The sequence below is a fragment of the Haloarcula terrestris genome (assembly GCF_031624315.1).
GTDB lineage: Archaea > Halobacteriota > Halobacteria > Halobacteriales > Haloarculaceae > Haloarcula > Haloarcula terrestris.
Genome location: NZ_JAMQOM010000015.1, coordinates 12,375 through 30,775, shown reverse-complemented (window position 1 = coordinate 30,775; position 18,401 = coordinate 12,375). Strand labels below are relative to the sequence as shown.

Genomic DNA, 18,401 nt, shown 5'->3' with positions numbered 1-18,401 from the left:
TAATTCCAATTTATTTTAAGTTATTCATTGACATATTAGCGGGTGAGTCGTATACGAGATGGAGCGAGAGTTCCTGTAATCATCCCGCATTCGATCACAACAATCTGGATCGTCCCTCAGCGCTGGCTGCGGTAGGTTTCCGGCGAAACTTCTACTCGAATTGTGACCTATCTCTCTCAAGGCCGTTTTTTGCGGAATACTCTATAATGCTACCAGTCTGCTGTGAAGCTCAAATCCGCTGTCGTTTCCCAAGTGCAAACGGATAGATCGGCCCACTGTCGGCATCTCGAAGCGTCATTCCGGCCTCCATGAGCGTCCACCGAGAGTTGACGGTGGCATCAACCAGGAGACCTGGTCCGGACCGGACGGCATCCGTCGCTTCGAAGACGCCCTCCACGTTCCAGCGCTTCTGGTAAGAGTTCGCCAGTTCCTGTTGTGGGTTAGTGGGTTCGACCTTCCGCAAGGCTGTTTCATAGGGCAGGTCCAGGCGATATGCGATTGCCTGGGCGAGGGTTTCGACCCGGTTCGAGCCATCGTAGGCAGGGACAGCCGTCACCCACGCTGGGGCCGGCTCGGGATCCCACTCGGTCCGGAGATGCTGCACAGCAGCTGAAACAACCGTGTCACTGTAAGGGGCCTCTGATTCGTGTTCCTCGCGGACCGTCTCTCCGAGGCCAGGCGCGCCATACTCACACAACACCCGGCCATCCTCGGGTTTGCGATGGTCCGCGATCTTCGACCGGCCGCCCTTGCGAGATGGCATGTAGTACCGAGCATCGATAGTGTCCCACGACTCGGCCCGATAGTGATCCTCAGCGGCCGTGATGAGCCCCGCATCCTGTATGGTTGTCGGGAGCAACTCCCCGACACAGTTAGCACACTGGCCACAGGGGCCGTCCATGGTCCCGTCCAGTGCATCATCAATGAACTTGGTCAGGCACGCATCAGTTTCGACAAAGGCCTGGATCTGGGCCAGCTCCTGCCGGCGCAACTCGGTGATTGATTCGATGCGCTCGTGATCATAGGTCCACTCCTTGTTCGTCCGTGTGAACCCGTCATCAACACGGAGTATTGCGTTTTCGACCCGCAAGATACCGAGACACTTCGAGGCGACCTTCCAGGAGATGTTCGCCCGTTGAAGAAGTTCGTATTTGTACAGCGGCTCGTCGTTGGCCTCAAGCGTCTCGAGAACGGTCTCGAAATCACCTGGTTCGGGGAACGCGCTCTCGATGAAGTACTCCGCGATTCGATCATCTTCCTCACCAGTCAGGACGATGGCATAGGCCTCATCGAGGCCACGTCCTGCCCGGCCGATCTCCTGGTAGTAGCGAATGAGATTCGGGGGCCGCTGGAAATGGACCACCCAGCCCAGGTCCGGCTTATTGAATCCCATTCCCAGAGCGTTGGTTGCGACCAACGCGTCGACATCGTTGTCCAGCAGTCGTTGTTCGAGGGTTCGCCGTCGCTCCCCATCCATGCCGCCATGATACGGTTCGACGGTCAATCCCTGGCGCGTAAGCCATGCCGCAACGGTTTCGACTTCATCAGTGGTCAGACAGTAGATGATCCCAGCGGTGGGGACATTGGTGATATTTTCCGCCAGCCAGGCCAGGCGTTCAGCCCGAGAGCCAAGCTCAATGGCCTGGATGCGGAGCGAGTCCCGGACTAATTGGCCTCGGATAACGTCGAGCTCGGGGACTTGTTCGGTGACGTCCTGTACGACACGATCGTTGGCTGTGGCCGTCGTTGCTGCGACCGGGATGTGATCGGGCAACTCCTGCAGGATGCGTTTGATCCGGCGGTAATCCGGCCGGAAATCATGGCCCCAATCGGAGATACAATGAGCCTCATCAACTACGAGCAGGCCGAAGTCATCATCCATGGGTTCCAGGACGTCTTCTTGGAACTCGCGATTGGCTAGCCGTTCCGGCGAGATAAGCAGGATGTCACACTCACCATTTCGGACGCGTTCCTTGGTTTCGGCCCATTCCTCCGTGTTGTTGGAGTTGATTGTCCGGGCGTCAAGTCCAAGATCGTCTTGGGCATCTTGGATCTGGTTGTGCATCAGCGCCAACAGAGGGCTGATAATCAGCGTCGGCCCGGCCCCGCGGTCGCGAAGGAGTTTTGTCGCGATGAAATATACCGTACTCTTCCCCCAGCCGGTTCGCTGGACGAGTAACAGCCGGGCTTGGTCATTGACCAGAGCGTCGATAGCCTCCCACTGATCCGGACGGAACTGGGCATCGGGGCCAAGGGAGCGTTCAAGGAGTTGTTGCGCCTGGGCTTTGGCAACGGGGTTAGTAGCCGACGGCACACAATTGATACTCCCATCAATCCTGATAATAGTTCGGCTGACTGAGGGGCTGTTTGGGGATTGGCGAGGATTCAGTGATTGAACAGATTGAGTTGCCAACTGGCCGGGCACTGACGAGACCATTGTTAAGACTGGGTGGCTGTTTCGTTGTCAGGTAATCTGAACAGGTATCAATCGCCCGCACGATCTATTCGCCATCAGTATGTCTCGTTAAGCGGACTCGAGCAGCAATGTCAACTCCTGTGCTAAGTTGGTTGCCGGCTCGGAATCGAGACCGACCGTCTGGAAGTGCTGCTGGAGTGCCTCCTGGGCTGCTTGCTGATCAGGTTCGTGTTTGCCGATAATCTGGCCAGCCTGCCAGATTATCGAGTCGATCCGTAAAAGTGAGACGTGACGCCCCAGCTGGTCGCTCGTTACCTCCATCACAGCGGCCCATGCATCGAGGACGGTGTCAGTATCGGTGGAGTCGGTGATGCCTGCGGATGTGGAAACACGTTCGACTTGGAGATCACAGGGAATCGGAATCTCACGCGGGAACTCCAGATAGGTGTCATGGCGGATAAGATGGGCGATATCGTATATCTTCATGGCGAGCACTACGGTTTTCGATTCCATCCGGGTTTGCATATCGTCGGCAAACCGTTCCCACACTTCCAGCGGCGTGACCGACGCATGGTTAGCGACGAACCATTCATCGAACCCGGCTTGCAGAACACGGACTAACCGGTCACGTTTTTGTTCGTTCAATCGGGCGTTGACATCCGCTTCCACGAATTCACCCAGGAGATCGCGGACAGCTTGGGTTGAGTTGAGGTGCTCAAAATTAGTGGCGGTGTCTTCGAGGGCTTGCCAAAACTGTTGGCCATCGCCATTGAGTTGGTAGTCTTGACTTGCCGCAAGAAGCCCGAGGAGTTTGACGTGGGCCTCGGAATCATAGCGGTCGTAGAGATAGGTGAGTGTGTCATATTCGGGCTCTGTCCGATCGAAGGCTGTAATGCCGTCATATCCGATAGCCGCGAGGGCGTCGGCGACTGCGTTGATGCGTTGCTCGTTCATTGGTTGGGTGTGACTGTGATGCGTCTTGATGATTGGGGCGAGCTACAATCTCGGAAATCACCATGAGAGATCATAATAGAACAAATCACACACCCTGCAAGTCGCTACAAAGAATTAGGACAGCAAACACCGCCTATGATTTCATTCGACTGCCTCGCTCGACAGGTCTTCTCCGTCTCCGTCCGACGATGAACCTCCACAATAGAACTGCATAGCGCCACCGATACCTCGAAACACGACCGGATACAAGACTCCGGCCTTGAGAACCGCTCCGATCACATTGACAGAATTAAGTCCCGCCTCAGTGAATGCAATTGGGCCAACATAGGCAGGTACCAGAAACGCCACTGCGGCTATTACGAGTACATATCCAACCGCAACACTGGTGCCGTCAATGAATTCAGTCGATAGCGAGTCGGAAGACCGAATCAGTATATTTGATGCTTCACTCTATTTTGAATAATCTGCTGATGTTACAGGAGAAGGGATATGACTTATCGACAGCTGAGAGCATTTCAAGTGGATAAACAATAACCTCAACCATCACCCTAACAATATCTACAAAACGAACATGGCAACGAGGGTTGGCAAATCACAGACTCCCAGCCGGGCCAATGCTTTCTTCCACATCACTACAGCACGTAATTTTATGCACTTCGAGGAGCTAAATACGGAGATTCGGGGGTGTTGTTCGCGGATAATTCCAGTCGCTGAAGCTCAGCTGGGCCACTCATTTAAACTACAAGTATCATTCTATGTGTAGACCTGAGACTCTAAAGCACGTTATGGTCCGGTGGGACGACGACAAAGCCGGGGTATTTGCTGACGAGTGAGCGCTAGAACAGGCCGCCAGTCTCGATAATAATCGCTCAGAATTCTCGTCCATCGAATACCTGTACTCTCACGTGTAACAGCCACGATCCTATTAGATATATCTATTATGATAATGCCGGGAAGCGTTTAAGATACTTTAAGTATAAATAAGCTAACTGAGGTACAGATCTAATGGAGCCTATCGACAACTCGGGCGTGAATATCGATCGCGTCATTTCTCAAGCAGAAGGCCACATAGACCGCCAACTGCTTACCGGCCAAGGAAAGGGAGGGCTATTTTCAAAGGGATATCTCTCTGAAAGACCGTTTTATAGACTCTTTTCCGTGAACGAGATACCTCATTACCTATTCGCTTCAACAAAAAAAGCCCCAACAATTGATGGGCACCCCCAACGAGAGTCTCTTGATAATTACCGCGCGATGACAGCTGTGACGAGTGAAAGAATTCTCTATGCGGTTGGCGCGAGCGAGGGGGATATTACGGGTGATATTGAGTATACCGAGATTGATACGGTTGATATAGTAGATGGTGGGTCACTACTTTGGTCGGACCTGGTACTCCTCGTTGAGACTGCCGAACAGACGTACCGGTTCTTCGGTGCAAATGTCAAAAACCACGATTCATTACTTAATTTCATTCGCGAACAAATATACAACGTCTACGAGTCGAAGACGCGAAAGCACGTCGCTGACGCAAAGGAGGCTATCAGCGATGGCGACCTGTCGTACGCAGCTGATTTGATAGATACAGCCCGGGAATGCTTCGGCGTTGCTAGTGAATGGAAAGAAGCAATTGCGCGCGACGGCGGTCTCGAAGATCTCGACACAGAGATCGATTCGCTGACTGACCGTATCTCTGCTAGCCGCACTGCCCAGTCGGTGCTCAAACATGTCCAGGAGGCTATGCAGGATGGGGACGCCGCATTCAAAAATGGCGATATTAATGTGGCGAGTGACAAGTACCAGAAGGCTCATGCCTGTTTAGATGATTTTGTCGAAACCATTGGTGTTGAACTGGATGATATACCGGAGAAAAGCCATATCAAGCGAGTGCGCACAGAGTTGCGAGTTCGGGACAACGCGATAACACCTACTGAAACTCATCGGAGGTTGCATGACTTTCTTAGAACTGCACGCAATAGCGAAACGGCATCACAAAAAGCGAGCGATCCGAAGCAGGCAAAAGCTAAACTCGAAGATGCTGTCGGGAGTATAAGAGAGTATCTCGATGAACTCCATAGCGCCGATATTGAATTTGCCGAATGCAACCCAGAAGAGCAATGTGATGGCTGTGGTCGGCCGATTGGTATTAAATTTGACATCGAAATCGGAGAGTCTCCTGTCTCAGTTTGTGCACCGTGTTCCGAATTTGGTGCTGATGGACTACTTACTGTGGAACAGGCAGAAGAATACATTGAACAATTAGAAACAAAGCGTAAATTAACTGGGCCACTTCCGGACGCAGTTCGCCGTATCTATAATAGCCACGACCGGACGCCTACCCGTGATGAAGTACTTTCTGAGACCGAAGTATCCGCCACCACCTTACAGGAGCGTTATGAGTCGTTCGATAGTTTACTCGACTCACTTGATCTCGATCCGGCATCGGATCTCTTAACGGATTTCCAAAATGTCGCAGATAGGGTTGAAGGACAGCCGACCAAAGAGGATGTTCGAAAGCATGGTCGTTACATTATTGAACGGTTTGTTGCTTATTTCGACGACTGGGAAAGTGCACTCCAAGCAGCCGATCTGAACGCAACCGAGGAGGGCAATGGATTCGCCGGAAGCGACTCCAAAGACGCTGATGATTGTGGTGAAGCTGTTAAGCAGGATACTTCTACTACAAAAGAACTCCTCGACCCCGTACGAGAGGCTGCTGATGCACTTGGACGTCCGCCAACGTATCAGGAAGGAATGAATCGAAGCGAATTCTCAGGCAGCCAGTACGGTAGTCAGTTAGGTACCTGGAACGATGTCTTAGAGGCCGCTAATCTCGATGTTCGGGACGCATTGTGCGAGGATTTGCGATCAGTAGCTGACGAGGTGGGTATGTCTCCGATGCGGCGAAACCTTGAGGAACATGCGACGTATCCACCTCGGCTTCACGAGGACCACTTCGGGTCAATTGAAGCAGCGATCAAGGCCGCAGGGTTCGAATCGGTCAACACTGATCGATACAACTGGATCAAAAGCCTCCGAAAATTACACTTGGAGAAAGAGGAAGTTCCGCTACCATTCGGCGTACGAGAACACACACTAGATCTGCTTGATGAAATCTATGACGATGTTCCAACATGGAAGAAGGCTTTGAGTAAGGCTGGGATCCAAAACGGCAGTCAGGACAATTTCGCCGAAAGGTTACTGATGGAACTCCAGGAAGTCGGCGAGGAGCTTGGTCATCAACCATCACGACAGGAATTCGACCGTTACGGTTCATTACCAGCTACAGAGCTCGAATCACATTTCGACTCATTCAAACAGGCACTTTCTGTGTCTGACCTGGATCTGCCGTCAGGACGACCTGTTCAGGGACCGCTTGACGAACCGCCAGATGCAAGCAGTAAAATACCTTCGCACACTGCCCTACTCCGCGAACTCCACTGGCTTGTCGAACGAAAAGGCAGGTCAGATGCCCGAGAGCGCTTCGAAGAAATCGGCTCATTTGACGTTGAGCACTACAATTTACAGTTTGGATCACTTGATGATGCATTCAACCGGTTATTTGAGATTCAACACTCCGATACTCGCGGCAGCGAGTACGCCCCGCGGCGCGTCCTCGTTGACGAACTCAGCCAGTTAGGTGAATTTCTGGAGCGAGCACCAAAGCTGATCGAACTGCTCTACTATAGTAGTGCTTCTCTGGAGAAATTCTCCGAAAAATTCGAGTCAATAGCTGACATCCATAATGCGGCAGGGTTTGAGTACGATGACGATTTGCCGTCGAATAAAGAGCTGCTCCACAACATTCAGCAAGTTGGTGAAGAACTTGGTCGCCCGCCGACACTCGATGAATATGCTGACTACGGTCAATTTGACTATGCAAGTGCTATCCGTCGATTTGACGGGTGGATTTCGACGCTAAATGCGGTCGGCTACGACCTATTGTCAACGGTTCCAACTCTTCAGTACTATCGAAGTAAAGAGGTTGACCGCGTACGATTCGAGTCTATACTACGATTTCAAACTGGCTTTGGGGAAATGGGGGTATTGTTGGACGATCTCTACCGACTTCAACACCAGTTCGGAGACGAACTTTCAGCTCAGTTGGTAGCCGAATACGGCCGCTATCCGGAAACTGCCTATCAGTCTGCCTTCCCTACAATCGATTCAGCGATTTCGACAATCGGGTTCACTCCCTCCGACGCGGGCATTGATACGCAGAGACTTGACCAGTCGCTTCGGACTTCGTTTAGACATATCAAGACGAGACTGGGTCGGCAGCCGACACGAGAGGAAGTGGACGCACTTGGCGAGTATGTTTCTATAACCTACATTACCCGATTTAGCTCGTGGGATACAACGCTTGAAGAGTGTCTTGAGTCATCCGGTCCCGATAAACACAAGGCTCCAACCCCCTACGCACTGCTCTGGGAGCTTGACCGGGTGGCCGAAAAAATCGGGGATACCCCGAAGCCGGGGGTACTCCTCGCAAAGGGACAATACGATACCAACGTGTATCTCGACACCTTTGACTCCTGGCAGACCCTCTACGAAGCCGCGGGGTATGAGTGGGAACATAACGAGGGGGGAAGAAAAGCAGCTGCTCCTGGGGAATTAGATACTGCTCAAAATAAGTCGGATGACGCGAGCGACGAGGGGCTGTCCCGAACTGATGACGTGAGCGTCGACGAAGCGACGGATGTCACGGAAGCCAAGTCTGGTGACAAAGCAGATGCTTCGGAGGGACTGGAGGCTAATTCCCAGCAGAATGAAAAGCGGCAGGCGATGATTGCGACCCTCCAAGACCTCTATGACGACCTTGGTCGGATCCCGCTTGCGTCTGATATTCGGGAGCAGACAGAATACTCTCAACACGACTACACATCCGAATTCGATAGCTTGGATGAAGCACTTGCAGAAGCAGGATATGACAAGCGTCAGGCCCTGCTAAAGGAGGTGAAACGGGTCGCAAATGAACTGGGCCATCCACCTAGTACTGTCGATTTCCAGGAGCATTCTGAGTTATCTGGGGTATACAATCAGTATTTCGAGTCTTGGGACGATGCACTCGAAGCGGCGGATGTCAACAAGGAAGACGCGTCGGAGGCTGACAATTCTCAGGCTACTGAAAGGCGGCAGGAGATGGTTGATGCTCTCCAAGACCTCTACGACAATCTAGGTCGGATCCCGCTCGCACATGATATCCGGGAGCAGACTGAATACTCCCAGTACGACTACACATCTGAATTTGGTAGCTTAGATGATGCACTTGCAGAAGCAGGATATGACAAACGGAAGGCCCTGTTAAAGGAGGTGGAACGGGTCGCGGGTGAATTAGGCCATCTCCCCAATACTGACGAGTTCAATAAACATTCTGAGTTCCCCTCGGCATACACACAGTATTTCGAGTCTTGGGAAAACACACTCGAAGCAGCGGGCGTTAGCAAGGGAAATAATGATGAGAGCGAGGGGGAGGAGACAAGTAATAACGAAAAGAACGACGATCCCACGAAGGAATCTGAAACTCCTGCGAAGGGCGCCCTCATTCGTGAACTTAATCGGCTCTCTAACGAGACTGATGGCTTAGTGAAGGCAACGGATATGCAGGAAAATGGGGCGTACGCAGTTAATCAATATACTGAACGATTTGGGTCGTGGGACGAAGCTCTCAGTGAGTCCGGAATTGATCGGGAGGCGCAACTCCTGAGTGAAATCGAGCGAGTTTGGGAGCAACTCGGTAGACGGCCTTCAACGGTCGAGATGAATAAACACGGATGCGTATCGGCTACGACCGTAACCAAGTATTTTGATAGCTGGAAGGATGCTTGTAATCTGGCGGACCCGAACATCGATTCAACGGGTGACATTAATTTCGGTAAAGATGAGCAAAAATCAGAAAAATCTAATCCTGAAAATGAACTGGATGAGGAGGAGCTTAATCGGCTACGCGATATAGTCCGTTTACAACCGACAAAAAATGCCGAATTGAAAGATCAGTGGGCGCTTAAAAGTGGAAGTGAAGTCCATTGGTACCTGGAATCTCATCTCTCAGAATACTACTACCGCGACAAGGATTCATATATTCGGGCAACTGAGATGGGAGAGTCGTTAATTGAGGATCCCGAAGGAGGGACCCCTGGTAACGGCAAATCACCTGATAAGACGGATTTACAACGACGCGACCTGATTATATCTCTCGTTGAGCTCACAGAGAAGGTGGACCATCTTCCCGGTCCAAATGAAATCAAAGAACAAAGCGAGTATGCTCTTCAACGATATCAAGAAGAATTTGGTAATCTTATTAATGCCTACAAAGCGGCAGGTCTTCTCCCAGGGGATGCTACGAAGGAAGATTTCCACAGAGAGATCGGATTAAGATCAAATTCCGACAGCAGATACAGCGAATCCGAAGAATCAGATGGGGATGCAGATTCCAAAGATAATTCGGGAGAAATAGATGATGCATTAAAGAAGAAGATGTTATTTGACGATGGTATTTAAAACCCTGGCGATGAATTAATGATACCCGACTAAAACGGACATCCAAACATGGATCGAACCAATACTCGGCTAAAGGATATTGAACTTCCACTATTGCAGGAAACTGCTACAGATGACCTGATAGAAGACTTTTATACCCCTTGTCTACAGGTGGCGACTGAGTACAAACGCGCAGTTGGCTACTTCACTAGCAGTTGGTTCGAAGTAGCTGCTACCGGGATGGCGGGTCTTGCTGATAACGGGGGGACAGCGAAATGGATCATTAGCCCAAAGCTGGCCACCGACGATTGGGAAGCAATCAAGCGAGGTGAAGCCGCTCAACGTGATAGGGAACTCTACTCTCAAATGGATTCGTTAGTTGGCGATCTTCACACAAACTTAAAAGAAAACACGCAAAATACTCTCGCTTGGTTGATTGCGGACGGTTTATTACAAATCAAGATTGCCGTCGCTCAGGACCCCCTTGGCGGTGATTTCCATGATAAATGGGGAATCATCATTGATGAATTCGGCGACAAGATAGCGTTCCACGGTTCACAAAATGATAGCCGAAAGAGCCTCACAAACTATGAAGCCAATTCGATTTTCACGTCATGGCGGTCAGAGTTGGATGAGACTAGAGTTCAACAGCATGAGCAGCGCTTTGATGATCTCTGGGATAATAAGAAATCTGGTGTCCAATGTTTCAGCCTCCCAGATAGCGTGAATCTGGATATCGTTGAGCTTCGCTCTGACGAACGCCCATATCAAGACCCCGGAGAGAAAACTAAATTAACAAGTCCATATCGTTGGCGGCATCAAGAAGAGGCGGTAACCGCGTTTATCGAAGCCGAAGCCGGGATACTTGAAATGGCGACTGGAACGGGGAAAACAAGGACCTCGCTCAAAGTCCTTGATCAACTGCTTCGAGATGATGAAATTGAAAACCTTGTCGTAGCAACTCATGGAAACGATCTACTCAATCAGTGGAAAAACACTATTTTGGAACACTTTTCTCCTCATGAAATGTTCCTCTACTGTCAGTATGGTGGTGAAAAAAAGCTCGGAAACTACTTGGCATCGAATAACAACCGACTTGAGGTACTGTTGACTTCGTATGCGAATCTCGGTGATGCTATTGAAGGAGATACAAAAGACAAACTCGCAGATTCTCTTTTAATTTGTGATGAGGTACATAATATGGGGGCGGAAGCGAAACAAGAGCAATTAGGGGGGAAGTTGGATGTATTCCCCTATCGGCTCGGTTTAAGTGCAACGCCATTTGATCCCTATGATCCGGATCGGAATGAATTTCTGAAAAATGAAGTTGGGCCAGTAGTATATGAATTTGGACTGGAATCAGCAATTCGGCGGGGCATACTATGCGAGTTCGATTATACTCCCCTCACCTACGAATTGTCAGACGATGATAAGAAAGCACAGAAAGAAGCCTTTAGTAAATTTGCTGGCCTCAAGAGACAGAACCCATCTATTCCTCAGAGTCAACTTTATATAATGTTATCCAGAGTGAGAAAAGAATCGCATCAGAAGCTCCCGATTCTACGAGAATATTTGAGTGATAACCCCAACATTTTAGACAGCTGCATTATTTTTGTAGAGACTAAGGATTTTGGACATGAAGTGCAGCAGATAATATTCGACTACGTCGATGACTTTCACACTTACTATGGGGAAGATGATGAATCTAACTTAGAGGCATTTTCACATGGTACACTGTCAACTCTTGTAACAAGCAGAGCCATCTCAGAGGGGATTGACATACAGTCGGTTAAAAACATTATATTGTGCACAGCACCTCGTTCCCGAGGGACGACGATTCAGCGTATCGGAAGAGCGTTACGCAAGGACCCATCCAACCCTAACAAAAAGGCTAATATCGTAGACTTTGTGGTTGGAAGTGATATCAATCGTGAGATTATTGAGGATGCAGACGATGAGGATCAGAGCATGACCCCCCCTGATAAAGACCGCTATGAATGGCTTCGAGAACTGAATACGGTAACTCAGTTGGAATAATTTATGTCTGATAAATTCTCATATGAGGAAGTTGCTACGGAAGTTCTAAAAGAATACGAGCAGGAGGACACTTTCAAAGAGCGATTTGTGGGATTCTGTCAAAACGCTATGGAAGGTAAAGCAGAGGATGATGACTTAGAACGGCTCATCACGAATATCAAGCTATCTGAGGAGGATATAGATGAAGCTTAGAGTTGAGAATATTCGGTACGAGAATATTCGAGAGTTCGGCGATTTACGACTGGACTTCACGAGAGACGGATCCAATGAAACGCACAATATCTCGTTAGTCCAGATGCCGAATGGAACCGGGAAGACAACTACCATGGAACTCATCAGGCATCTTCTTCTCGGTAATAAGTTAGAAGAAGGGGAGGTCCAAGATTTTGCTCCGGATCCAGAGTACGCCCCAGAATATGATCCTGATCAAGGAGAGTTTTCGATGACCTTTGCCACGGATTCTACTCGGTTTCGGATCCATATGGAACTCGACTATGAGATGGGGTCGGTTCAGTATCGCCACTCCTATCCACAGCGAGAAGGTGGTGGAACTGATAGTGGCCATTTTCTACCACTCGAACTTGAGGACACTCTTACTGAGGAATTCGTAAACCTGTTCGTCTTTAACGGCGAATTGACAGATGATTTTATTGAAACAGGTCATGACACGGCCGAAAACGCTCTTAAAATAGTTAGTCGACTAGACCGAATTGAACGCCAAAGGGAGCGTATCGACCGAATAGTTGAAAAACGCCAGGAAAATAAAGGTGCGAAAACAGCTCAGGGACTTAAACAGTTACGTACACGGCTCAATTCGCGTCGCGATAAGCTTCAGACATTGAAGAATCGCCGTGATCAGCTTAAACAGGAAATTAAGGAGCACAGTTCCAAAATTAAAGAAAAAAAAGACGAGCGCGAGGACATCATCGCTGAGGATAAAGAAGCATTAGAACGGTATAAAGAACTGGAAGAGGAGATTCAGCGTCTGCAGACGAAGCTCCAAAGCGATGCGAGCGACCTCTTAGATGATATGAGGAGGCCCAGCGCAGTTTCAACTGGTTTTAATGAAGACTTCTCAGAATTGCTGGAACATATGACTATTCTGAAATTACCTAAATCTACGTCTGAGGAATTCTTTAATGAGCTAGCTGAGGGAGAGGCTTGCATTTGCGGGCGTATATTAAACGAGGAACATAGAGAAAAAATTCGTAAGAATGCTGAGGAATACCTATCTGACGAGGATATTGGCGTACTAAATACACTCAAGGAACAGTTGCGTAACACAGCCGAGGTTGAAGATTTCGAATCTCGGTTTGAATCACTCTCTGACACCCGCCAGCAACTCAAGGAAAATGAGATGGAGCAAGATCAATTAGATTTGGACGATCCAGAGTTGGAAGAAAGAAAGCAAGAACTCACTGAAGAGATCGAATCTGAGCGAAACGCGCGTGATGAAAAGCAACAAAAGGTTGATCTCTTGACTACGGATGATAAAGGCCAACGCGAGCGATTTGACTTAGATTGGAAGACCAACATCCCCGAAGCAAAGCGTGAAGTCAACAAGTACAAGGAGAAAGTTGAACAGGCGAGTGATACGGTAAAGTTCAGTAAACAGGCCGACAAGCTAGAAAAGTTATTTGATGAATTCATTGATCGTAGTTTGTCGGAGCTTAAAGAGCGTCAGATTCAGGAAACAAATGAACGTCTGAAACAGATCCTAGGGTTATCTGAAGTCCAGATTGAGTCGGTTGATGATTCAATCAAACTCCGGGGTAAGAGTGGGTCGTCAGAAGGGCAATCTCTGTCAGTTGCATATGCTTACCTCTCCACGCTGTTCGAGGGTTCGCAAGTAGATATGCCATTTATAATCGATAGTCCGGCTGTCAGTCTAGATCACAAGGTTCGGCGTGAAGTGGCAACGATCATCTCTGGACTGTTCGATCAACTTGTTGCATTTGTCATTTCGACAGAGAAAGAGGGTTTTGTACAGAATTTAGAGCCTCGGTCGCACAATGGGTCTGCAGACATACAATATTATACCGCTCACAAGACCGAAACACCAGGAGTGGTTAGGAAGCATATGGATCGGGACTTCTTCATGGAGTTTACCTCGGAGGAAGAGGAAACAACTACCACTGCGGGGATAGAGTAATTATGTCGTTCAGGCTTAGTTCCTCGGCTCGTGATTATTTCGACAAGATTGAGCAGAACAGCTCTACAGGTGACTTCGACAGTATGTGGGATAAATACTACCTGGCAGCGATGGTCGGGATTAAAGCCCGAGATCGGATTCGAACTGATGACGAACCAACGGATGAACCCTTCGTTGACTCCGTCATATCTGATTACGACGATCAAAAATATGAGATTTATGCAGCACTAATAATGGCAGAAATTGAACGACAAAATATACCCAAAAGAGCTGAAACTGAAATTAGACATCTTATGCTGGAGATCTTAGATTCTACAGACCCAACACGTCTGACTTCTCATGGTAAAACGCTACTGAATTGTTATGCTGAACGGGGTTATCGTATTCTGGAAAATGAAATCCCAGCTCCAGGCGAGTTTGACCAATTCCTTCGACAGTATCACGAAGCTTTAAACGGAGTATGATCTGTTGTCTCGTGTTCATTCATTTTTTTGCTAGCTAATCTATTTGAATGTGGGTTTATATATGGGTATACTGCATGCCAATTTTAATTTTAAAAGACCGCTCGCTTGACTAGCTTTTCGATAACTCAGCAGCGAAGATTGACGGTAAAGTAGTCTCGGGCCGATTGCGGAGAACCTTCACACGTACACGCTTCTATCCGATCAGAGAGCTTAATGCTCCTGGTATTGCTATCTGCTAAAGAGGGAGACGAGCCCTCGAATCACGAGAATTGCCGGAGACGGGAGATAGAATCAACCATCCGGTCGACAGCGAAGTCGATCTCTTCCAAAGTGTTGTCCTTTCCCAAACCAAATCGGATTGCCGAATGCCAGTGTTCTTCATCGCCTCCTAGAGCTTGGAGCACATGTGAGGCCTCTACGGACCCTGTAGTACAGGCACTCCCAGCAGAGACAGCCACATCTGACCGTAATTTTCGGACAATAGCCTTGTTTTCTACCCCGTAGAAACTCACATTGAGATTATTGGGCAACCTATCGCCGGTAACTGGCGGACCATTTAATATGATACTATCAACCTCGTCCTGCAGGCGTTCCCACATATGATCCCTCAGTTCCTGCACATGGGACTTCCGAGAGTCCATGTTTTTATCCGCCAATTCGACCGCCTTCCCCATGCCCACAACTCCCGGTACATTCAGCGTGCCTGAGCGGTATCCACGTTCGTGACCACCGCCGTAAACCAGTGGCTTGATTTTTACTTTCGGCCGCCGTCGACGGATGTAGAGGGCCCCAACACCCTTTGGTCCATACACCTTATGTCCTGACAGCGACATCAGATCGATCTCGTGCTCATCTACATCTAGATCTCGATATCCTAATGCTTGTACCGCATCAGTATGGAACAGTGTTTGCGTCTCGCTTGTAATCTGGCCAATTTCTCCGATAGGTGCCATCGTCCCGATTTCATTATTTGCAGCCATGAGCGAGACGAGAACCGTTTCAGAATGGATTGCGTCACGGACTGCGTCTGGGTCTACGAACCCGTTTTCATCAACATCCAATATTGTAGCTTCAAACCCTTCTTTCTCTAACCGCCCACATAACTCGAGAACAGCCTCATGTTCGGTGGCTGCTGTGATGAGGTGGTTACCATGGCCCTGCTCCCGAGCGTATTCCATTGTTCCTCGAATAGCCAAATTATCCGACTCCGTTGCTCCACTGGTGAAGATTATTTCCTCTGATCTGGCATTAATTGCCGAAGAGATCCGTTCTCTTGCCTCTCGTACAGCTCGGTCAGCTTCAACTCCATAGCTATGATCATCGCTAGCCGGATTTCCGTATACCTCGGTAAAATACGGCTCCATTTCGGCGACGACAGACTGATCCACAGGTGTCGTGGCGTGATGGTCTAAATAAACTGGATTGTCATCAGTCATGTATCCTCAGTTGTTTCTGCAGCATTCATATCGGCTGGGATCAGATCCTGGATATCTGTGAGGTTACTGATCCGGCCCGACATCTGTTCGACACCTCGGTTGATATGCGCGACAAACTGGTCATAGAATTCTGCCTCTGGGTCTCGATTCTCCTCGATCAGTCGCTCCTGCGTGAGTGCAATATATAGTGGGGCATCCTCACCGAGCAATAGGTACCGGTCAAGTTCCTGCCCGTTGGAATCGTATTCTTCGGGGCTTGGAGGAACCGGCTCACCTAGTGAATAACATAAGCCGATGCGACACAGATAGTTGCGTGAAAGTCCGGTGCGGGCCTTCATATTCCGGAGCAGGTGTGTGACACCCTTATCGAGCTGTACACGGTTGAAATCTGATCCTTTACTCATTGTATCCGTCTATTGTGACTTGGCTGTCGTTCGTCTCTCTGGCTTGCTCAACCGGAGTGTCCGTCTGTTCATCATCAAAGTATCCACCACTAATCTCAGTGTACCCTTCGTCTTCATCATAATTCAGGTGGAACTGGCTTGCGATCTGATCTGAGAGATACTCATAGTATTCATCGGTGATTTCAGTGTCAGTGGAGAGGACAATCACTTGATGAGATGCCTGGGGGAAGAAGTATTTAACAAGGTTCTCCCGATGTTCTTTGTCTAATCGACCCATCGGCGTATCAACAATGAACGGTAATGGCCGATCAGAGATTTCTGCAAGAGCCCAAATAATAGCCGTCGCGAAAATCTGGCGCTCGCCTGCGGATAGCTGTGATTGTTGTTTCATCGCTCCATTCGAAGTTTCGATCTCAATGGCTAGGGACTCCTCATCAATATGGACGTGCTGATAGAACTCACTCTTATTAGAGAGCTGGCGGTACCGAGTGGTCAGTACTTCTTCCAAGCGCGAGAGTTTGCGCTCAGTGAGTCGCTGTTGATATTTTTTTACAGCCTGGCGAGAGCTTTTCGCCAGCTCAGCCCGATCGGAGATATCCTCCAGCTCCGTTTGCTTCTCTAGCTTTCTGTCCCGTTCTGTTTCCAGATAAGTAATCCGCTTATCGAGATCTTCCCGCTTAGATTCCAGCGTATCCAGCTGGGACTGTAACTCGCCTTTTTGTTCGTTCAGCTCATTGATTTCCTCAATTAGTGGCGATATCGTTTCTTCCTCTGGTGCCCGGTTGATCTGTTGTTCAACCTCGTTGAGTTCGCGTGAGGTAGCTTCCAGTTCAGTCGTTAATTCAGCCATCTTTTCAGGCACTTCGGCGAGCGCTCGTTCAACCACCGAGTACATTCGTTGGCGTTGTCGCTCAGAGAAGGAAGCGGCCAAATCATGTTCATCGGTCGTCTCATCTGGCTTATCGAGCAAGGCCGATTGTAATTGCTCGGCGAGATCCGCACGCTCATCCGCGGACAGATCAGATTCTGACAGGATCGTTTCCTGATCTTGCAGAAGAGTATCGATCTCTTCTGCGACTTCCTCACGGGCTGCTTCGATGTTGTGCTCCTTTGCCTGTCGCTGTAACCGATCGCGAACATTTCGACAGAGGTCAGGTACGAGAGTGAAGGCAAATTGGCCCATAATAACCTCACGAACTTGCTCCTCGAGCGATTCTTGTTTTGATTCGAGTTTCGCGCGCCGGCCTTTCAGTTCGCTCCGTTTTTGAGCAAATGCACCACCCTGTTGGGCGAGGTCCTCTTCTCGTTGAGAGATCTCTCGTTCAAGTTCGGATACTTCATCGCGTTTGTCTGCTATCTCATACTCGACCTCGTGGAGTTCGTCACTCAGCTCATCCAGTTCGTCATTCAGTTCCTCCATTTCGGCGCGTAGTTCGGACTGTTGACCTTCGTCCAGCTTGTTAGAAAGATAGATTGACAGATCAGCTTCCAGTCGTTCGACCAGATCTAACCCCAATAGCGACCGGAGCGAATCCTCAAAGCTGGAATTATTTTCAATGGCGCTCGCCAGCTTTTGGACTTTTTCGCCATCAAAAAAGAACAGTTGCGAGACACCAGGCGGGACCAATTCTTTCAAAAAGTCTTCCCACTGGTCGGAATCTAGATCTGAGAGCTCCTCACCGTTCCGTTTGACCGTGAGATCCTCTGCAATACTCTTACCTCGGTCCCGCCAGCTTCGCTTGACTACATATGTATCTCTGTCACCAAGATTGGCGTACTGAAATTGCAGCTCCACTGAAGCCTGGTCGGCCTTCCCATCTGTGCTTTGGTGGAGCTTGGCACGGATCTCGTCTTCATATTCACTGTTGCTAGTCCGTCGGCCGAGGGCGCTCTTCCCATGGAGACACAATTGAACAGCTTGGAAGAGAGTCGTCTTACCCGCGCCATTTTTTCCACCAAAGAGAATAATTGGCGACTCGGGAGTTGTACGGAGGTCGAATCGATTCTCGCCACGGTATGGCCCGAAGTCTGTGATAGTCAAGTTATCAATTTTCATTGGTG

At 49.3% G+C, this 18,401-nt stretch carries 10 protein-coding genes; 5 read left to right on the top strand and 5 right to left on the bottom strand.

The features are described 5' to 3' along the window. Window positions 1–229: 229 nt before the first annotated feature. Both NDI54_RS19305 and NDI54_RS19300 read right to left on the bottom strand, forming a co-directional pair. Window positions 230–2,314, bottom strand: coding sequence for a RecQ family ATP-dependent DNA helicase (locus NDI54_RS19305; protein WP_310897999.1), 2,085 nt, complete (start codon window positions 2,312–2,314; stop codon window positions 230–232). A 210-nt stretch (window positions 2,315–2,524) separates the two neighbouring features. Continuing rightward, window positions 2,525–3,370 carry an N-glycosylase/DNA lyase gene (locus tag NDI54_RS19300; RefSeq protein WP_310897998.1) on the bottom strand — a complete coding sequence of 282 codons (846 nt, stop codon included), beginning with the start codon at window positions 3,368–3,370 and terminating at the stop codon, window positions 2,525–2,527. 1,005 nt (window positions 3,371–4,375) lie between these two features. Here NDI54_RS19300 and NDI54_RS19295 point away from each other — a divergent pair. Genes NDI54_RS19295 through NDI54_RS19270 form a run of 5 tightly spaced genes read left to right on the top strand, consistent with a single transcriptional unit; the run spans window position 4,376 to window position 14,500 of the window. Next, window positions 4,376–9,868: a DUF5797 family protein gene (locus NDI54_RS19295; RefSeq protein WP_406600208.1), complete on the top strand. Its 5,493-nt coding sequence runs from the start codon at window positions 4,376–4,378 to the stop codon at window positions 9,866–9,868. Between the two features lie 48 nt (window positions 9,869–9,916). Continuing rightward, window positions 9,917–11,884 carry a DEAD/DEAH box helicase family protein gene (locus NDI54_RS19285; protein WP_310897997.1) on the top strand — a complete coding sequence of 656 codons (1,968 nt, stop codon included), beginning with the start codon at window positions 9,917–9,919 and terminating at the stop codon, window positions 11,882–11,884. A gap of 3 nt (window positions 11,885–11,887) precedes the next feature. Then, window positions 11,888–12,076, top strand: coding sequence for a CxC ATPase DNA modification system associated small protein (locus tag NDI54_RS19280; RefSeq protein WP_310897996.1), 189 nt, complete (start codon window positions 11,888–11,890; stop codon window positions 12,074–12,076). Continuing rightward, entirely contained in the window at window positions 12,066–14,036 is a 1,971-nt protein-coding gene (locus tag NDI54_RS19275) for an AAA family ATPase (protein WP_310897995.1), read from the top strand. The genes NDI54_RS19280 and NDI54_RS19275 overlap by 11 nt, the downstream gene beginning before the upstream one ends. Before the next feature lie 2 nt (window positions 14,037–14,038). Then, window positions 14,039–14,500 (top strand): hypothetical protein, encoded by a 462-nt coding sequence (locus NDI54_RS19270; protein WP_310897994.1) that lies wholly within the window; start codon window positions 14,039–14,041, stop codon window positions 14,498–14,500. A 260-nt stretch (window positions 14,501–14,760) separates the two neighbouring features. On the opposite strand, the gene NDI54_RS19265 is transcribed toward NDI54_RS19270, so the two are convergent. The 3 genes from NDI54_RS19265 to dndD are packed head-to-tail and all read right to left on the bottom strand — an operon-like array spanning window position 14,761 to window position 18,396. Further along, window positions 14,761–15,936: a cysteine desulfurase family protein gene (locus tag NDI54_RS19265; protein WP_310897993.1), complete on the bottom strand. Its 1,176-nt coding sequence runs from the start codon at window positions 15,934–15,936 to the stop codon at window positions 14,761–14,763. Beyond that, window positions 15,933–16,340: a DndE family protein gene (locus tag NDI54_RS19260; RefSeq protein WP_310897992.1), complete on the bottom strand. Its 408-nt coding sequence runs from the start codon at window positions 16,338–16,340 to the stop codon at window positions 15,933–15,935. The genes NDI54_RS19265 and NDI54_RS19260 overlap by 4 nt, the downstream gene beginning before the upstream one ends. Beyond that, complete coding sequence (gene dndD / locus NDI54_RS19255; RefSeq protein ID WP_310897991.1) at window positions 16,333–18,396, bottom strand: DNA sulfur modification protein DndD; 2,064 nt, start codon at window positions 18,394–18,396, stop codon at window positions 16,333–16,335. The genes NDI54_RS19260 and dndD overlap by 8 nt, the downstream gene beginning before the upstream one ends. Window positions 18,397–18,401: the final 5 nt, after the last annotated feature.